Source organism: Nitrospirillum amazonense (genome assembly GCF_007828045.1).
Taxonomy (GTDB): domain Bacteria; phylum Pseudomonadota; class Alphaproteobacteria; order Azospirillales; family Azospirillaceae; genus Nitrospirillum; species Nitrospirillum amazonense_C.
Genome location: NZ_VITN01000018.1, coordinates 48,480 through 66,303 on the forward strand (window position 1 = coordinate 48,480; position 17,824 = coordinate 66,303).

Here is a 17,824-nt window from a genome sequence, read left to right on the forward strand (position 1 = left end):
CGTGGGAACCTTCCCGCGCTATTGGTAGCCCGCGACCGCGGGCGCCGGAGCTTTCCGGGGAGCGTAGGGGATTGGAGAGCGAGGAAGGCAAGGGCCCGGATGGACCCGCCCGCCGCCTGAGGGCGAACTAAGCCGCCAGACCGTACCGCTTGAGCAGCGCATCATTTTCCGGCTCGCGCCCACGGAAGGCGATGTAGCTGTCCAGCGCGGGGCGGGAGGAGCCCACGGCCAGGACCTGGGCGCGGAAGGCCTCGCCGGCCGCCGCCCTGTCGCCCTCCAGGAACTTGCCGAAGCCGTCCAGCGACAGCCGCTCCGCCCAGAGATAGCTGTAATAGCCGGCGGCGTAGCCCCCGGCGAAGATGTGGGTGAAGGCGTGGGCGAAGCGGTGCCATTCCGGCGGGGTCAGCACCGCCACCTCCGCCCGCACCCGCTCCAGCAGGGCCTGGACGCCGGCGGCGTCGGTGATCCCGGCGTCCAGGTGCATCTGCAGGTCGAACAGGGCGAATTCCACCTGGCGCAGCAGCGCCAGCGCCGCCTGGAAGCGCTGGGCCCCCAGCATGGCGTCGAACAGCGCGTCGGGCAGGGGCTCGCCGGTGTCGACATGGCCGGACATGGAGCGCAGGATCTGCCGGTCCCAGGCGAAATTCTCCAGCAACTGGCTGGGCAGTTCCACCGCGTCCCACTCGAAGCCGGTGACGCCGCTGATGGAGGGATAATCGACCTCGCTCAGCACGTGGTGCAGGCAGTGCCCCATCTCGTGCAGCAGGGTCAGCACGTCGCCATGGCTCAGCAGGCTGGGCCTGCCCCCCGCCGGCGGGGCGAAGTTGCAGTTGAGGTAGGCGACGGGCAGCTGGGTTCCGTCTTGGCGCTTCAGGCGCGCGCGGCATACCGCCATCCAGGCGCCGCCTTTCTTGCCGGTGCGGGCGAACAGGTCCATGTACAGCCCGGCGAAGGGCACGCCGTCGCGCGACAGGGTGTAGTAGCGCACGTCCTTGTGCCAGACGCGCGTGCCTTCCTCCTGCGTCAGGGTGATGCCGAAGACGTCGCGCAGCAGGGCCAGCAGGCCGTCGAGCACGCGGGGCAGGGGGAAGTAGGCCTTGATCTTCTGGTCGTCGACGCTGTGCAGCGCCTGGCGCAGCTTCTCCGCCACATAGCCGTTGTCCCAGGGCTCCAGCGCGTCGATGCCCAGCGTGTCGCGGGCGAAGGCCTCCAGCTGCGCCTTGTCGGCCAGCGCCGGCTGGCGGGCGCGGCGGGCCAGGTCGCGCAGGAAGTCCACGACCTCGGCACCCGACCGCGCCATCTTGGTGGCCAGTGACAGGTCCACCGGGTCATTGAAGCCCAGAAGCGCCGCCGCCTCGCGCCGCAGGGCCAGGATGGCGCCCATGCGGTCGCTGTTGTCCAAGGTCTCAGGCCCGTTTTTCTGGTCGAGGGGGCCCTGGTCGGAGGCGCGGGTGCCATAGGCGCGGTAGACGCGGGCGCGCAGGTCGCGGTTGTCGGCGTAGGTCAGGATGGCGCGCACCGAGGGCTGGTGCAGGGTGACGGCCCAGCCGTCGAGGTTGCGCGCCGCCGCCAGGCTGGCCAGCATGGCCTTGTCGGCCTCGGGCACGCCGGCCAGCAGGGCCTCGTCGGTGATGTGCTCCACCCAGGCCTCGGTCGCGTCCAGCACGGCGCTGCTGTAGGCGGTTTGCAGCCGGCCCAGCTCCACCTGCAGGGCGGCGAAGCGTTCCCGCTCGGCCGGCGGCAGGGCGACTCCGCCCAGCTTGAAGTTGCGCAGGCTGAGTTCCACCAGGCGCCGCTCCGTCGCGCCCAGGACGGACAGGTCCACGGCCGCATAGGCGGCGTAGAGGTCCGGGTTCTGCGCGACGGAGGAGGAATAGCCGATCAGCCGCTCCAGCGCCGCGGCATGGGCGGCGCGCAGTTCGGGCGTGTCGGCGACGCTGTGCAAGTGGCTGACCGTGGCCCATAGGTCGGACAGGTCAGCCTCCGCCTGTTCCATGGCGCGGCAGACGGCGTCGAAACCGCGGTCGCCTCCCGTGATGACGGCCTGGACAACGGCGTCGTGCCGGGCGATGGCGGCCTCCAGCGCCGGGCCCACATGTTCCGGCTTGACCGCGTCGAAGGCGGGCAGGCCGGTGGTGGCCAGCAAGGGGTTGTCAGCGGTGCCGGCGGCGGTGTCGGTGGGCGTGGTGCTCATGGGTGCGCTCAAGTCCTTGGTCTAGGCGTGCCGGTTTCAGGTCCACCGTCCCATATGGGATGCCCATCGCGCAATTATGAGAGGGCGGGTTGGCGCGCCGGTGGGCGGGCATGGGCCGCGCCCCCGTGGTGGAATCTATGCGGATGAGCCCGCGCATGAACGGATGCCACCGCCTATCATTCCAGGCGATCCCAGGGGAGGCCTCACGCCCGGCCCCCAAGTTCGCCCGCACGGGGTACCCATGACGCGTCAGTCGACAGGGGGGCGGTCAGGCGCCACGGTTTCCCCTTCATCAGGGAATGGTGGAAAACGGTTCGAGAAACCGGCACTTTCCCAGTTAACCAATATGGCCCCGCTAACCAAGGTGGGACGGGGGATGTCCCGGAAAAGGCAGTGCGTGGTGGGTTCCGGCCTGGAGACGGAAATGACGGATCAGCGAGGGGTCGCCGCGCGGGTGGCGGCGGTCTGGGCCGGCCCATGACGGGCGGGTCCGCGCATCGCGTCCTGCTGGTCGAGGATTCGCCGACGCAGGCCCTGCAATTGCAGATGATGCTGGAACGCCAGGGATGGTCCGTCACCGTTTGTGGCGACGCCGAAAGCGCGCTTGAGCAGTTGGGCCGGGAAATGCCCGACCTGGCCATCGTCGATTACCACCTGCCGCGCATGAACGGGGACGAGTTCGTGCGCCGGGTGCGCATGGACATGCGCACGCGCGGCCTGTCGGTCCTGATGCTGACCGACAGTCACGCCGCCGACCGGGAACGCCAGGGCTACGACAGCGGCGCCGACGCCTATGTGCCCAAGTCGGTCGACACCGACATCCTGCTGAGCCGGGTGGGTGCCCTGCTGCGCAAGACCACGGCGGCGGTGGTCCAGGCGCCGGTGGACATCCGCCAGAGCCGCCTGCTGGTGGTGGACGACAGCCCCACCTATCTCTTCTTCATCACCGCCCAGTTGCAGGAGGACGGGCACGAGGTGATCGGCGTGTCCAGCGGGCGCGAGGCGCTGGCCCGCATGGCGGAGGAGAAGTTCGACTGCGTCGTGGTCGATCTGGTCATGCCCGAGATGAGCGGCACGGAGCTGTGCCAGCACCTGGACCGGATGCGCCGCCAGCATGACCGCCTGTTCCAGATCATCATCCTGACCTCCCGCGACAACAAAGAGGACATGATGCGCGGCCTGGAGGCGGGGGCCGACGACTTCGTGGGCAAGGCCGGCGAGAGCGAGATCCTGAAGGCCCGCATCCGCGCCCTGTTGCGCCGCAAGTTCCTGCATGAGGAGAACCTGCGCATCAGCGGCGAATTCCGGGACAAGGAGCTGGAGCTGGAGCGCACGCGCGACGAACGGCGCATCGCCCAGGAGCGCGCCGCCATGACGGAGGCGCTGGAGCGGTCGCACGCCGAGCTGGCGCAGGCGTACCAGGAACTGCAGGGCACGCAGGCGCAGCTGGTGCAGGCGGCCAAGATGGCCTCGCTGGGCGCGCTGGTGGCCGGCATCGCGCATGAGCTGAACAACCCGCTGGCCTTCGTCGGCAACCACCTGGGCACCGTGCTGCGCTGCCTGGAGACCATCACGCCGGAGGTGCAGGGCCACCTGTCGGACAAGGGCGCCCGCGACCTGGACAAGATGCGCCAACGGCTGGACGCCATGCGCCTGGGCATCGACCGGGTGGAAAACCTGGTGGTGAAGCTGCGCACCTTCTCCCGCCTGGACGAGGCGGAGGTGAAGGAGGTGGAGATCGAGGACAGCCTGGAATCGGTGCTGACCCTGCTGCAGCACAAGCTGTCCGACCGAATCACGGTGGAGCGGCGGTATGAGGGGCCCAAGCGCATCACCTGCCAGCCGGGGCCGCTGAACCAGGTGCTGATGAACGTGGTGGGCAACGCCATCGACGCCATCGAAGACACGGGCACCATCACCCTGGCGACGGGCCGGGACGGGGCCATGTTCCGCCTGTCCGTGCGGGATACCGGCCACGGCATCCCCGCTGCCATCCGCGACCGCATCTGTGAGCCGTTCTTCACCACCAAGCCCGTGGGGTCAGGGACTGGCCTTGGCCTTTCCATTTCCTATAGCATCATCCAGCGCCACCGGGGGCGGTTGGAATTCCATAGTGACGAGGGGCGGGGTACGGAGGTGGTGATCGAGATCCCCATGGACGGGGCGTCCGCCGGCGCGCCGACCCTGCCAGACCCTGCGCAAACGGCGCATGCGACGCCGGGGGAAGCATGATGCCGGGGGAACCATGATGATCGCCCAGGAGCTGCCCACCGTCATGGTGGTCGACGATGAGCCGGAGGTGCTTATGGCGGTCGCCGACGCGCTGGAGGACGAGTTCTATGTCCTGACCAGCACGTCGCCGCTGAAGGCCCGGGCGATGCTGGAGGGCGACGACATCGCCCCCCTGGTCATCATTTCCGACCAGCGTATGCCGGGCATGGCCGGCCATGAATTCCTGCGCTGGGCGCGCGAACTGTCGGATGCCACCCGTGTGCTGATCACCGGCTACACCGACATCGACGCCCTGGGCGCCGCCGTCAACGCCGGCCAGATTTTCGGCTATCTGCCCAAGCCATGGACGCCCGACCGGCTGCGCCGCCTGATTCGCGAGGCGGCGGAACATTGCGCCGTCCGCCGCGCCCTGGCGGAGGAGCGGCTGCTGTTGTCGCACCTGATGAACAGCGTGCCGGATCCCATCGCCTTCAAGGACAAGCACTTGCGCTACCTGCGCAGCAACGTGGCCCATGCCAAGGCCCTGGGCGTGGACAACCCCGACGACCTGGTCGGCCGCACGGACCAGGAGATCGGGGCCCAGGAAGCGGCGCGCCGCGAGGCGGCGGACCAGGCGGCCCTGGAAGCCGGCATCACGGTCACCGACATCCAGCAGGACGCCCCGGCTTCGGCGGAGGCGCCATCGCGCCGTCGCTGGTACTCGGTCGTGCGTTCCACCTTCAAGGACGGCGAGGGGGCGACCGAGGGCCTGGTCACCATCGCCCGCGACATCACCGCGGCGAAGGAGGCGGAACAGGCCTTGAGCGAGGCGCACGCCACGCTGGAGCGCCGGGTGGCGGAGCGGACGGAGGATCTGGCGGCCACGGCCCGCGACCTGCTGGCCGCGCGCAAGGCCGCCGACATGGCCAACGAGGCCAAGTCGCGCTATCTGGCCACCGTGGCGCATGAACTGCGCACGCCGCTGACCGGCGTCATCGGCTTTTCCGAATTGCTGCTGCGCGGTGGCGTCAGCCCCGGCGAATGGCACCGCCTGCTGACCTTGCAGGCGGAGGCGGGGCGCGCCCTGCTGGGCCTGCTGGACGACATTCTGGACCTGTCCAAGATCGAGGCCGGGCGCCTGACCCTGGAAAGCCTGCCCCTGGATTTCCGCACCCTGGTGGACGACTGCATCGCCTTGGTGCGCCCCTCGGCCAGCGGCAAGGGCCTGGCGTTCAACTCCGCCGTGACCAGCGCCCTGCCCGCCAAGATCATGGGCGATCCCACCCGGCTGCGCCAGGTGGTGCTGAACCTGCTGACCAACGCCGTGAAGTTCACCCAGGCCGGGAGCGTCAGCCTGACGGCGGAGGTGCTGCCGCCGCCGGCTGGCCTGGGGGGCGCGCCGTCGCGCCTGCGGGTATCCGTGACCGATACCGGCATCGGCATCCCGCCGGAGCGGCTGTCCGGCCTGTTCGAGGAATTCAGCCAGGTGGACGAGACCACGGCCCGCCGTTTCGGCGGTACGGGCCTGGGCCTGGCCATCTGCCGCCGCCTGGTGGAGCACATGGACGGGCGCATCGGGGTGGAGAGCGTGCCGGATCAGGGCAGCCGCTTCTGGTTCGAACTGCCGCTGGCCGTGCCGGCGGAAGAGGCGGCGGCGCTGCCTCCGCTCACCGGAGCCGAGGCCCAGGCCCCGTCGGGCCGCGCCAGGGGCGGCCGCCGCATCCTGCTGGTGGAAGATGACCGGTCCACCCAGATCCTGGTGTCCACCATCCTGCGCGGCGTGGGGCATGAGGTGGATATCGTGGACAACGGCGCCGCCGCCGTGCGGGCGGTGGACACGGGCACCTACGACCTGGTGTTCATGGACATGCATATGCCGATCATGGGCGGGCTGGAGGCCACGACCCGGATTCGCGCCCTGCAGCGTACGCCCGACCGGCCGCTGCCGCCCCTGGTGGTGCTGACCGCCGGGGTCACGGCGGAGGAGCGGGAACGCTGCCGTGCCGTGGGCCTGGAGGTCTTCCTGAGCAAGCCCGTCGATCTGGAAAAGCTGCTGCTGACCGCCGCCACGGTGGGGTTGCCGGATGGGGAAGGGGACGCCCATGGTTGAGCGGGGCTTGACCTCGGGTCCCGCCACGGCGGAAGGCGCCGGCGCCTTCCTACTGCGCTTCGACTTGGACGGCCAGGCCTATGGTCTGCCGCTGGCCATGGTGGAGCGGGCGGTGCGGGCCGTGGCGGTGACGCCCCTGCCGGGCGCGCCGGGCCTGGTGCGCGGCGTCATCAACCTGCAAGGTCAGGTGGTGCCGGTCATGGACGTGCGCCGCCGCTTCGGCCTGGACAGCCGCCCCCTGTCGCTGAGCGACCATATGATCGTGGCGCGCGGCCTGCGCCGTACCGTCGTCCTGCTGGTCGATAGCGTGGTGGGCACGGTGGCGGGCGCACCGGTCGACTGGGTGTCGGCCCAGGGCGTGGTCCCCGGTGTGGACGACGCCATCGTCGGCGTGGTGCGGCTGTCGGATGGCCTGCTGCTGATCCACGATCTGGACCGTTTCCTGTCGGTGGCGGAGGAGGAGCAGCTGGCCCGGGCGCTGGCGGCCGGGAACCGCGCTGAAGGGAGCGGCGCCCAGGGGGACGGCGCCCAGGGGGATGGCGCCCAGGGGGATGGCGGATGAACCGTACCCTGCCGGAGAACCTGCTGGCCGCCATGTCGGACCGGCTGAGCGCCAGCATCGGGCTGTACTTCCCGGCCGACCGCTGGACCGACATGGAACGCGGCCTGGAACGGGCGGCGGTGGAACTGGGCTATCCCAGCACCCTGGCGGCCGTGCAGCACTGGTTGGCGGCGGGAGGCCCCGACCGGGCGCAGCTGGAGGCCCTGGCCGGCCAGCTGACCGTGGGGGAAACCTATTTCTTCCGCGAACCCAAAAGTTTCGAGGCCCTGGGCCGCAAGATCCTGCCGGACCTGATCGCCGAGCGGCGGGCGAAGGGATTGCTGTCCCTGCGCATCTGGAGCGCGGCCTGCTGCACCGGGGAGGAGGCGTACAGCCTGGCCATGCTGCTGGACACGCTGCTGCCCGACCGGGCGGACTGGACCGTCACGCTGCTGGCCACCGACGTGAACCCCCGCTTCCTGCGGCGGGCGGCGGAGGGTGTCTATGGCGAATGGTCCTTCCGCGGCGTGGATCCGGCCATGCGGGCCCGCTATTTCACCGCCCTGCCGGGTGGGCGCTATCGTATCAGCCCCGACATCGCCCGCATGGTCACCTTCTCCTACCACAACCTGGTGGACGACCCCTATCCGGCGCTGGAAAGCAACACCAACGCCATGGACGTCATCCTATGCCGAAACGTGCTGATGTATTTCAACGGCGCGCAGGCGAACCGGGTGGTACGGCGGTTGGCGCGGTCGCTGGTCGATAACGGCTGGCTGCTGCCCAGTTCCGTCGATGGCGCCCCGCCCATGTTCGCCCCCTTGACCTTTGTGCCCTTCGAGGGCGCCACCGTGTACCGTAAGCTGCCGCTGCCGGCGCATGCCGCGCCCCTGGCGCCCGTCACCCAGCATTTCCCCGTCCTGCCGCTGCCCTCGGTGCCGGAACCGGCGCCCCTGCCGGTGGCGGCCCCGCCCATCGTCGCCGTCAAGCCCCCTGTGCCCAGCCTCGACCATTGCCGTTCCCTTTACGACCAGGGGCGCTATGGCGAGGCGGTGGAACAGCTGGAGGCGCGGCTGGCCTTCGCGCCGGCGGATGACGCCGCCATGCTGCTGCTGGCGCGCAGCTACGCCAACCAGGGCCGCCTGGCGGAGGCGGCGCACTGGTGCCAGGGGGTGCTGGCCCACAACCGGGTCAGCGCCGAGGCGCACCATCTGCTGGCCATGATCCAGCAGGAACGGGGCGACGCCGCGGCGGCGGCCGCCTCGCTGCAGCGCGCGCTGTTCCTGGCGCCGCACTCCATCGCCACGCACCTGGCCATGGCCAACCTGGCCCGCAACGAGGGCCGCATGCGGGACGCGCGCAAGCACTACCGCAACATCATGGGCCTGCTGGAAGGGCACCGGCCGGAGGAAATCCTGCCGGATCTGGAAGGCATGACGGTGGGCCGGCTGATGGACGTGGCCGCCCACGCCCACGCGGCGCTGGGTCAGGCCATGGGGGAGGAGTTCTAAGGCATGGCCATGGACCGGGCCGCCGAAGGGCGGAGCATCGACTGGGGGGACATCCACCGCCGCCTGGCCGGCTGGGCGGCGGCGCTGGAGCGCGGCTGGGTCCCGGATGAGGAGACGACGCGCCGCATCCTGCACCGGCGCGGGCTGGAACTGGCCAGGCCCCCCGTGCTGGAGGATGACGGCGACATCCTGGAATACATGGAATTCACGGTGGGGCAGGAGCGTTATGGCTTCGAGACGGCGGCGGTGGCGGAGGTGCTGGCCCTCAACGGGCTGACGACCGTGCCCAAGGCGCCGGCCTTCATCGCCGGCCTGACCACCGTGCGCGGCCAGGTGCTGCCGCTGGTCCACCTGGGCCGCCTGCTGGATCTGGGCGCGGTTCCATCGTCGGAGCTGCGCCGCGTGGTTGTCCTGGGCCAGGCGCAGGCGCCCGGCCAAAGCGGGGGCGCCCTGGGCCTGCTGGTGACATCCATCGCCGGCGTCTCCCGCATCCCCCGCGCCAAGGTGCAGGCCCCGCCCAGCGTCGTCACCGGGCGCCAGCGCCATTACCTCGTCGGCGTCGTGCCACCCCATCTCGCCCTGCTGGATGCCCAGCGCCTGCTGGCCGATCCGGATCTCACCGTCGAGGGCAGGTCCGCCGCCCGCTCGGGCTAAGCCGCTGCCATCGTCCATCCCTCCTCGAAACAGTCCACCGTTCACGCACAGCCCCTCGGGAGCGCCGGTCATGAAGTACTCTGTCGGAATGAAAATCTGGATCTGCTTGTGCAGCGTCCTGTTCATTCTTCTCGTGGTGGCTGCCACGTCGTACGGCAACATCCGCCAGCTGACGGAAACCACGACCCTGCGCTCCCATTCCTATGAGGTCCAGGCGCGGCTGCTGAGCCTGCTGACCGCGGTGCAGGATATGGAGACGGGCCAGCGCGGCTATCTCATCACGGGTGAGGAGCGGTATCTGGAACCCTACCGGCAGGGCCAGAACACCATGGAGCAGGCGTTGCAGACGGTGGCGACCCTGACCCTGGACAACCCGGTGCAGCAGCAGAACCTGGAACGCCTGCGCGTCCCCCTCAAGGACAAGGTGGCGGAACTGAAGGAAACCATCGACCTGCGCCGCCTGCAGGGATTTGAGCCGGCGAAGGCCGTGGTGCTGAGCGACCGGGGCAAGCAGTCGATGGACGACATCCGCCGCATCGTCGCCACCATGCAGGCGGGCGAGGGCGAGCTGCTGCGCGCGCGGGAGGCGGCGGCGGCGGCCAGCGCTGAAAGCACCGTGCTGGTCATCGGCGTCGGCACCCTGGTGGCGGCTGTCTTCGTCGTGGTGGCCGGCCTGTTCCTGGGTCGCAACATCGCGACCCCCCTGCGCACCATCACCACCACGGCGGAGCGCATCGGCGCCGGCGACCTGACGGTGGCGGGCGCGATCGAGGTCAGCGACCGGGCGGACGAGGTGGGCAGCCTGGGGCGCACCTTCCACGCGATGGCCGGCACCCTGCGCCAGCTGATGCGCGACCTGCGCGACGGCACCAACGTCCTGGGCACGGCGTCCAGCCAGATCGTCACCATCACCGCCCAGGTGGCGGCCAGTGCCGCCGAGACGGCGACCGCCCTGGCCCAGACCAGCGCCACGATGGAGGAGGTGAAGAAAACCTCCCAGGTGTCCAGCGAGAAGGCGCTGTATGTCTCGCAGACGGCGCAGAACACGGCCCAGATCTCCCAGAACGGCAAGCAGGCGGTGGAGCAGTCCATCGAGGGCATCACCCGTGTGCGCGAGCAGATCATGGCCATCGCCGAGGCGGTCATGCAGCTGAGCGAGCAGAGCCAGGCCATCGGCGAGATCGTGGCCACGGTGAACGACCTGGCGGAGCAATCCAACCTGCTGGCCGTCAACGCCGCCATCGAGGCGGCGCGCGCCGGTGAGCAGGGCAAGGGCTTCGTCGTGGTGGCGCAGGAGGTGCGCAGCCTGGCCGAACAGTCCAAGCAGGCCACCACCCAGGTGCGCTCCATCCTGGGCGACATCCAAAAGGCGACGGCCACGGCCGTGCTGGCCGCCGAACAGGGCAGCAAGGCGGTGGACAACGGCGTGAAGCAGTCGGTGGCGGCGGGCGAGGCCATCGACCGCCTGGCCCAGAGCATCGCCGTGGCGACCCAGGCCGCCACCCAGATCGCCGCGTCCAACCAGCAGCAGCAGGTGGGCATCGACCAGGTGGCGCTGGCCATGGAGAACATCAAGCAGGCCAGCATGCAGAACATGAACGCCACCAAGCAGGCCGAGACCGCCGCCCAGAACCTGAACGAGCTGGGACACAAACTGAAGACCGTCACCGGCCAGTACCAGGCCTGAGGACCGGCCCCATGAGCCAGTCGGACGATCAGCTCCTGAAAAGGCTGCTGGCCATGTTCGAGGTGGAGGCGGAGGAGCACCTCTCCGCCATCGCCGCCGGACTGTTGGCCTTGGAGCAGTCCCCCCCGCGTGAGCGCGCGCAGGAGCTGGTGGAAACCACCTTCCGCGAGGTGCACACCCTGAAGGGCGCCGCCCGTGCGGTGAACCTGGGCGCGGTGGTGGCTGTGTGCCATGCCATGGAAAGCGTCTTCGCCGCCTTGAAGGGGGGCAGGCTGGCGTTGACGCCCGGCGGCATGGACCTGCTGCACCAGGGCTATGCCCGGGTGCGCGGCCTGCTGGACGGCAGCGTGGTGGCCGGGCCCGACCAGGACGCCCTGGTCTCGGCCCTGGAGGCCTATGCCGAGGGGCGGGCGCCGGTGGCCAAGGCCGCCGTGCCGCCCGAGCCCGCCGCCCGGACGGCGCCGGCGGCCCCGCCCCCGCCGGAAGAGGGGGTGCCGGCCGATGCCCCCGCGGACGCGCCGCGCGTCGGCAGCCGCCCCACCCTGCGTATCGCCACCTCCAAGGTCGACACGCTGCTGCGCCATGCCGAGGAGCTGGTGTCCGCCCGCCTGGCGGCCGGCCGCCAGGTGGCCGACCTGGGCGGGCTGGCGTCGGAGGTGGCGGAGCGCGTGCGCTCACACGAGCGCGCCCGCCGCCGGCTGGAGGAGGCGGAGGACGGCCCCGCCGCCCGCCTGCTGAAGCAGCAGGGCGACACCCTGCGCTGGCTGTCCGGCCGCATCGCCCAACTGGCCAATGCCGGCCGCCAGGATCTGCGCATCCTGGGCAAGATGCTGGACAGCCTGCTGGATGAGGCCAAGCAGGTGCTGATGGTGCCGGTGTCCGCCCTGCTGGACCCCATGGCCCCCCTGGTGCGCGACCTCGCCCGGGCCGAGGGGAAGGAGGTCGAGCTGATCATCCGGGGCGGGGACCTGGAAATCGACCGCCGCATCCAGGAAGAGATGAAGGACGCGCTGCTGCATCTGGTGCGCAACGCCATCGCCCACGGCATCGAACCGCCGGAGGCGCGCGAGGCCCGGGGCAAGGCCCCGCGCGGGACGCTGGCCATCACCGTTGCCCAGACGGAGGCGGGGCGGGCGGAAATCGCCATCGCCGACGACGGCGGCGGCTTCGACGTGACGCGCCTGCGCCACGCCGCCGCGGAACAGGGCCTGATGTCGGCGGCGGCCGCGGCGGCCCTGGATGACGATGAGGCCCGCGCATTGGCCTTCCGGTCCGGCCTGTCGACCAGCGGCCTGCTGACCGACGTGTCCGGCCGGGGCCTGGGCCTGCCCATCGTGCAGGAGAAGGTGGAAAGGCTCGGCGGCGGCCTGGCGGTGGAATCCACCGTGGGCCTGGGCACCGTCTTCCGCATCCGCCTGCCGGTGACGCTGGCCAGCTTCCGCGGGGTGCTGGTGGAGGTGGAGGGCGCCTGCTTCATCCTGCCCACCGGCGGGGTCGAACGGGTGGCGCGCGTGGCCCTGGGCGCCATCGCCACGGTGGAGAACCGTGAGACCGTGGTGCTGGATGGCCGCACCCTGGGCCTGGTGCGGCTGGCCGACGTGCTGGGCCTGGCACCACCCAGCCGCGGCAACCAGGCGCCGCCCAGCCACTATACCGTGGCGGTGCTGAGCCGGGGGGGCCAGGCCACCGCCTTCATCGTCGACCGCGTGCGCGATGAGCAGGAAGTGCTGATGAAAAGCCTGGGTCCGCAACTGGCCCGGGCACCTTACGTCACCGGCGCGAGCGTGCTGGCCACGGGCGAGGTGGCGCTGATCCTGAACATTCCCGATCTGCTGGCGGGGGCGGCCCAGGCGTCCGCGACCGTGCGACCGATGGTGGCCGTCTCGCGAAAAAAGTCCATATTGATTGCAGAAGACAGCATCACTGCACGTACGCTGTTCAAGAACCTGCTGGAGGCGGCGGGCTATCAGGTGCGCACCGCGGTGGACGGGGTGGACGCCTGGGCCGCCCTGACCGGCGGGGAGGAGTTCGATCTGCTGGTGTCGGATGTGGAGATGCCGCGCATGGGCGGCTTCGAGCTGACCACCAAGGTGCGCGGCACCCCCAAGCTGGCCGAGCTGCCCGTGGTGCTGATCACCTCGCTGGGCTCACGCGAGGACAAGGAACGGGGAATTGATGCCGGTGCCAACGCCTACCTGGTCAAGGACAGTTTCGACCAGGGCAACCTGCTGCAAATCGTCAGTCATTTGGTCTAAGGAAAGCCTCTAATGATCCGGGTCGTTGTCGCCGAAGACTCACCCACGCTACGTGAATATCTGGTCTCCATCCTGTCGGGAGAACCCGACATCGAGGTGGTGGCCATCGCTGTCGACGGTGTGCAGGCGGTGGAGGCGGTGGCCCGCCATCGCCCCGACGTGGTGACGATGGACATCCACATGCCGCGCCTGGGTGGCCTGGCCGCCACCCGCCGCATCATGGAAGAGACGCCCTGCCCCATCGTGGTGGTCAGCAGCACCATGAGCGACCACGTTGCGGCGACCTTCCGCGCCCTGGACGCCGGCGCCGTGGCCTTCGTCCACCGCCCGGTGGGCGTGGGCCATCCCCGTCAGGCCATAGAGGCGGCGGAACTGGCGCAGACGGTGCGCCTGATGGCCGAGGTCAAGGTGGTGCGGCGTTGGGCCAACCCGTCCAAACTGCCGCGCGAACCCGTGGCCCGCCCCATGCCGGAGGCCGCCTTGCCGGGCGGCACGCGGCCGGCCGTCGTCGCCATCGGCGCGTCCACCGGCGGCCCCGTGGCCTTGCAGGCCATCCTGGCCGGCCTGCCGGCGGATTTCCCCATCCCCTTGCTGGCGGTGCAGCACATCTCCCCCGGGTTCGTGGGCGGTTTCGCCGACTGGCTGGCCAGCGGGTCGGCCCTGCCGGTGCAGGTGGCCAAGGCGGGCGACGTGCCGCGCCCGGGGCACTTCTACCTGGCGCCCGACAATGCCCATATGGGCTTGGGGCTCGATGGGACCATCCAGCTGGACCACGGCGCGCCGGAGAATAGCGCCCGGCCGGCGGTGTCGCACTTTTTCCGCTCCGTCACGCGGGTGCACGGGGCCCGCGCCGTGGGCGTGCTGCTGTCCGGCATGGGCGTGGACGGCGCCATGGAACTGCGCGAAATGCGCGACGCGGGTGCGGTCACCTTCGCGCAGGACAAGGAAAGCAGCATCGTCCATGGCATGCCCGGGGCGGCCATTGCCCTGGGTGGCGCCACCGCCGTGCTGAAGCCGGACGATATCGCCGCCCGGCTGCTCACGCTGGCGCGAAAGGTGGAGGGGAAGTAGCCATGCCCGAGGGCAAGAACGCGAAAACCATCCTCGTGGTCGATGATGAGCCCCAGGTACTGGCGGCCATGGAAGACCTGCTTGAGGATGACTTTCGCGTCCTGCTGCAAACCTCGCCCAAGGCGGCGCTGAAGCTGCTGGAACATGAGCCCGACCTGTCGGCCATCATTTCCGATCAGCGCATGCCGGGCCTGAGCGGCCATGAGTTCCTGGGCATCGCCAGCCGCCTGTCGGACGCGCCGCGCATCCTGTTCACCGGATATTCCGACCTGGACGCCGTGGTCGCGGCGGTGAACAAGGGCCAGATCTTCGGTTACATCACCAAGCCTTGGGATCCGCAGGAACTGCGCCGGGTGGTGGACAAGGCGGTGCAGCATTGCGAGCTGCACCGCGCCTTGCTGGAGGAGCAGCGGCTGCTGCACCACCTGATGGACAGCATGCCGGACGCCATCTTCTTCAAGGACCGGCTCCACCGCTTCCAGCGCGTCAACCGCGCCGCCGCCCGGGACCTGGGCGTGGACAGCCCCGTGGCCTGCCTGGGCAAGCGGGTGGGCGATTTCCTGGACCCGGCTCGGGCCGAGGCCGTCGAGGCGCAAGAGCGCATGGTGCTGCAGACGGGCAAGGCGGTGGTGGACCTGGTGGGACGGCTGGGGGACCGCTGGGTGTCGGCCACCGTGGCACCGGTGGTGGATGAACAGGGCCAGGGCACCGGCCTGGTGGGCATCGCCCGCGACGTCACCGACCGCCTGCGGCTGGAGGAGCGCATCGCCCGCCTGACCCGCGCCCAGGCGGTGCTCAGCGGCATCAACGGCCTGATCGTTCGCGTGCACGACCAGCACCAGCTGTTCGCTGACGCCTGCCGCATCGCCACCGGCCAGGGCCAGTTCCACCAGGCGTGGATCGGCCTGGTGGAGGAGGGGCGGGTGGTTCCCGTGGCGGCCGACGGCGTGAGCCTGGCGGCGCTGTCCCCGATAGAGCCGGAATTGGCGCCGGGACGGGCGGGCCACCCGCTGGACACCATCGTCGCCTCCGCCTTGCGGGATCAGATGCCGGTGGCGGCGGCGGAGTGTGTCGAGGGGATGACCACCCTGGTGCTGCCCTTGGTGATGGACCGGACCCCCGTGGGCGTCATGGCCCTGTCGGCCATGGAGACCGACCGCTTCGACGCGCAGGAGATGGCCCTGCTGCGCGAGATGGCGGGCAACATCTCCTTCGCGCTGGACCACCTGCACAAGGCCCTGCGCCTGGATTACCTGGCGCTGTACGACGGGCTGACCGGTCTGGCGAACCGCAGCCTGTTCGCCGACCGCCTGGCGCAGCACGTGGCGCGGGCGCGCGCCAAGCGGCGGCTGATGGCCTTGGTCCTGGTCGATGTCGAGCGATTCCGCAGCATCAACGACAGCCTGGGCCTGGACATCGGGGATGAGGTGCTGCGCGAGGTGGCCCGCCGCCTGTCCGCCGCGGCCCCCCTCACCGACACGGTGGGGCGTGTCGGCGCCGACTGCTTCGGCATGCTGTTGCCGGAGGTGAAGGGCGCGGGCGATGTCGCGCATCTGGTGCGGGAGAGGATTCTCCCCTGCTTCGACACCCTGATCCAGGCGGGCGGCGAGCGGCTGCGCCTGTCCGCCCGGGTGGGCGCGGCCCTGTTCCCGGACGATGCCGAGGATGGGGAAACGCTGTTCGCCCATGCCGAGATCGCGCTCAATAAGGCCAAGGACACGCGCGAGCGCCTGCTGTTCTACGCCACGGGCATGAATAAGCGCCTGGCCCAGGCCCTGCGCCGCGAAACCCAGCTGCGCACCGCGTTGGAAAACCGGCAATATGTGCTGCATTACCAGCCCAAGATCGACCTGCGCGACGGCCGCGTCATCGGCCTTGAGGCCCTGATCCGCTGGAATGAGCCTGGCTGTGGCATCGTGGGCCCGGCCGAGTTCATCCCCCTGGTGGAGGAGCTGGGCCTGATCCACGACATGGGCGATTGGGTCATGAGCCAGGCGGTGACGGACTTCCAATGCTGGCGGGCCCAGGGGCTGAAGCCGCCCCGCATCGCCGTCAACGTTTCCGCCCTGCAGCTGGCGCGTGATGATTTCGTGGACGGGATGAGGGCCCGCCTGGACCGGGACGAGGCGGCGCGCGCCTGCCTGGATCTGGAGATCACGGAAAGCGTGCTGATGCGTGACATCCAGGCCTGCATTCCCAAGATCGCGGCCCTGCGCGAAATGGGCGTACAAGTCTATATCGACGACTTCGGCACGGGCTATTCCTCGCTGGCCTATATCGCCCGCCTGCCGCTGACAGCGCTGAAGATCGACCGGGCCTTCGTTTCCAGCATCGACGCCAGCTCGGAAGACACCACCATCGTCTCCACCATCATCCAGCTGGCCCACAGCCTGGGCCTGAGGGTGGTGGCGGAGGGGGTGGAGACGGCGGACCAGGCCAAGCTGTTGCGCCTGCTGCGCTGCGACGAGATGCAGGGCTTCCTCATCAGCCGCCCGGTGCCGGCGCTGGAGATCGAGTCCCTGCTGGCGGCCCCGAAGCTTATTTGAGGCGCTTACCGCTGGCCGCGCGGAAGGCGCCCGGCGCCATGCCGGTCCACTTGCGGAAGGCGCGGTGGAAGGCGCTGGTCTCGGCGAAGCCCAGCCGCGCCGCCAGGTCTGGGATGGGTTCCGTCCCCGCCGCCAACGACGCCTCGGCCATACGCCGGCGCATTTCGTCCTTGATGCTTTGGAAAGGCCGCCCCTCCTGCCGCAGGCTGCGGCGCAGGGTGGCGGGGGAACAGCGCAGGTTGCGGGCCACGGCGTCGAAGTCGGGCCAGGCGGCTGGCGGCTGGCGGTCCAGCATCTGGGCCACGCGCCGGGCGTAGCTGTCCGGGTTGCGGTAGCGCACCAGGAAATTCTCCGGCGCGCGGTTCAGAAAGGTGACGGCCGTGCGCGCGTCCTGCGCCACCGGCAGGGCCAGCAGGGCGGCGTCGAACCACAGGCGGGCGGCGTCCTGGCCGAAGCGCAGGGTGGAGCTGTAGAGCACCCTGTACTCCTCCGCATGCGGTGGCGCGGGGTGGGCGATGTCGGCGGCGGCGATGGGGATGCGCCGACGCACCAGCCAGCACGCCAAGCCGTGCAGATAGGTCATCAGCGTCTCTTGCGCGAAGAGCGCCAAGGGGGCGCCGGGTGCGATGGGGCGAACCTCCAGGCAGGCCAGGCGGCCCTGGCGGCGCACGCCCACCCGCATGCCGTCGAACACGCTGTTATAGCCCCGGCAGGCCAGATCCAAGGCCCGGCCCAGGTCGCGGCCCCCCAGGGCCAGCAGGCAGATGACGGAAAAGGTGCCGATCTTCATGCGTCGGGGGTCCAGGCCGAAGAACTCGTCATCCATCACCTGGGCCAGCAGGCGCAGCAGCGTGCCGTAGGTGGTCACCGGCACGCGGGCGCCAGTGGGGGCACCAGTGGGGGGCACGCCATCCAGCCCGGCCTTGCGCCGCAGGGGGGCGGCGTCCAGGCCCCGCGCGGTGGCGCAGGCCAGCGCCGCCTCCACGAAATAGGGGGCGACGCTGTTCTTGTCCTGGAGGATCCTGTCCACGCGGCGCCACCCAT

Annotated in this window: 11 protein-coding genes; 9 read left to right on the forward strand and 2 right to left on the reverse strand. The window is 70.3% G+C overall.

Annotated features, from left to right (window positions below):
• Nucleotides 1-127 precede the first annotated feature (127 nt).
• Complete coding sequence (locus FBZ89_RS22845; protein ID WP_145752462.1) at nucleotides 128-2,194, reverse strand: M3 family metallopeptidase; 2,067 nt, start codon at nucleotides 2,192-2,194, stop codon at nucleotides 128-130.
• A 477-nt stretch (nucleotides 2,195-2,671) separates the two neighbouring features.
• Between FBZ89_RS22845 and FBZ89_RS22850 the strand changes: the two genes are divergently transcribed.
• The 9 genes from FBZ89_RS22850 (at nucleotide 2,672) to FBZ89_RS22890 (ending at nucleotide 16,780) form a co-directional block, all read left to right on the forward strand.
• The gene (locus FBZ89_RS22850) at nucleotides 2,672-4,426 is read left to right on the forward strand and encodes a response regulator (RefSeq protein WP_145752464.1); all 1,755 of its coding nucleotides are present in this window, start codon (nucleotides 2,672-2,674) and stop codon (nucleotides 4,424-4,426) included.
• 13 nt (nucleotides 4,427-4,439) lie between these two features.
• Nucleotides 4,440-6,515: a response regulator gene (locus FBZ89_RS22855; protein WP_186457515.1), complete on the forward strand. Its 2,076-nt coding sequence runs from the start codon at nucleotides 4,440-4,442 to the stop codon at nucleotides 6,513-6,515.
• The gene (locus tag FBZ89_RS22860; RefSeq protein WP_145752467.1) at nucleotides 6,508-7,077 is read left to right on the forward strand and encodes a chemotaxis protein CheW; all 570 of its coding nucleotides are present in this window, start codon (nucleotides 6,508-6,510) and stop codon (nucleotides 7,075-7,077) included. Before FBZ89_RS22855 ends, FBZ89_RS22860 begins: the two co-directional genes overlap by 8 nt.
• Nucleotides 7,074-8,567, forward strand: coding sequence for a CheR family methyltransferase (locus FBZ89_RS22865; protein WP_145752469.1), 1,494 nt, complete (start codon nucleotides 7,074-7,076; stop codon nucleotides 8,565-8,567). Before FBZ89_RS22860 ends, FBZ89_RS22865 begins: the two co-directional genes overlap by 4 nt.
• Before the next feature lie 3 nt (nucleotides 8,568-8,570).
• Nucleotides 8,571-9,221 carry a chemotaxis protein CheW gene (locus FBZ89_RS22870; RefSeq protein ID WP_145752471.1) on the forward strand — a complete coding sequence of 217 codons (651 nt, stop codon included), beginning with the start codon at nucleotides 8,571-8,573 and terminating at the stop codon, nucleotides 9,219-9,221.
• A gap of 70 nt (nucleotides 9,222-9,291) precedes the next feature.
• Nucleotides 9,292-10,908 (forward strand): methyl-accepting chemotaxis protein, encoded by a 1,617-nt coding sequence (locus FBZ89_RS22875; protein ID WP_186457516.1) that lies wholly within the window; start codon nucleotides 9,292-9,294, stop codon nucleotides 10,906-10,908.
• 11 nt (nucleotides 10,909-10,919) lie between these two features.
• The gene (locus tag FBZ89_RS22880) at nucleotides 10,920-13,163 is read left to right on the forward strand and encodes a hybrid sensor histidine kinase/response regulator (RefSeq protein WP_145752475.1); all 2,244 of its coding nucleotides are present in this window, start codon (nucleotides 10,920-10,922) and stop codon (nucleotides 13,161-13,163) included.
• Between the two features lie 12 nt (nucleotides 13,164-13,175).
• Nucleotides 13,176-14,234, forward strand: a complete 1,059-nt coding sequence (gene cheB / locus FBZ89_RS22885) for a chemotaxis-specific protein-glutamate methyltransferase CheB (protein WP_145752477.1) — start codon at nucleotides 13,176-13,178, stop codon at nucleotides 14,232-14,234.
• Between the two features lie 2 nt (nucleotides 14,235-14,236).
• Nucleotides 14,237-16,780: an EAL domain-containing protein gene (locus FBZ89_RS22890; RefSeq protein WP_145752479.1), complete on the forward strand. Its 2,544-nt coding sequence runs from the start codon at nucleotides 14,237-14,239 to the stop codon at nucleotides 16,778-16,780.
• Here FBZ89_RS22890 and FBZ89_RS22895 read toward each other — a convergent pair.
• On the reverse strand, nucleotides 16,773-17,810 hold the full coding sequence (locus FBZ89_RS22895) for an AraC family transcriptional regulator (RefSeq protein WP_145752481.1): 1,038 nt from the start codon (nucleotides 17,808-17,810) through the stop codon (nucleotides 16,773-16,775). The genes FBZ89_RS22890 and FBZ89_RS22895 overlap by 8 nt on opposite strands.
• Nucleotides 17,811-17,824 lie beyond the last annotated feature (14 nt).

Coding starts and splice junctions, on each gene's coding strand:
- FBZ89_RS22870 (WP_145752471.1), top strand. CDS start 8,571: ATGGCCATGGACCGGGCCGCCGAAGGGCGGAGCATCGACTGGGGGGAC.
- FBZ89_RS22860 (WP_145752467.1), top strand. CDS start 6,508: ATGGTTGAGCGGGGCTTGACCTCGGGTCCCGCCACGGCGGAAGGCGCC.
- FBZ89_RS22850 (WP_145752464.1), top strand. CDS start 2,672: ATGACGGGCGGGTCCGCGCATCGCGTCCTGCTGGTCGAGGATTCGCCG.
- FBZ89_RS22855 (WP_186457515.1), top strand. CDS start 4,440: ATGATGATCGCCCAGGAGCTGCCCACCGTCATGGTGGTCGACGATGAG.
- FBZ89_RS22875 (WP_186457516.1), top strand. CDS start 9,292: ATGAAGTACTCTGTCGGAATGAAAATCTGGATCTGCTTGTGCAGCGTC.
- FBZ89_RS22845 (WP_145752462.1), bottom strand. CDS start 2,194: ATGAGCACCACGCCCACCGACACCGCCGCCGGCACCGCTGACAACCCC.
- cheB (WP_145752477.1), top strand. CDS start 13,176: ATGATCCGGGTCGTTGTCGCCGAAGACTCACCCACGCTACGTGAATAT.
- FBZ89_RS22880 (WP_145752475.1), top strand. CDS start 10,920: ATGAGCCAGTCGGACGATCAGCTCCTGAAAAGGCTGCTGGCCATGTTC.
- FBZ89_RS22890 (WP_145752479.1), top strand. CDS start 14,237: ATGCCCGAGGGCAAGAACGCGAAAACCATCCTCGTGGTCGATGATGAG.
- FBZ89_RS22865 (WP_145752469.1), top strand. CDS start 7,074: ATGAACCGTACCCTGCCGGAGAACCTGCTGGCCGCCATGTCGGACCGG.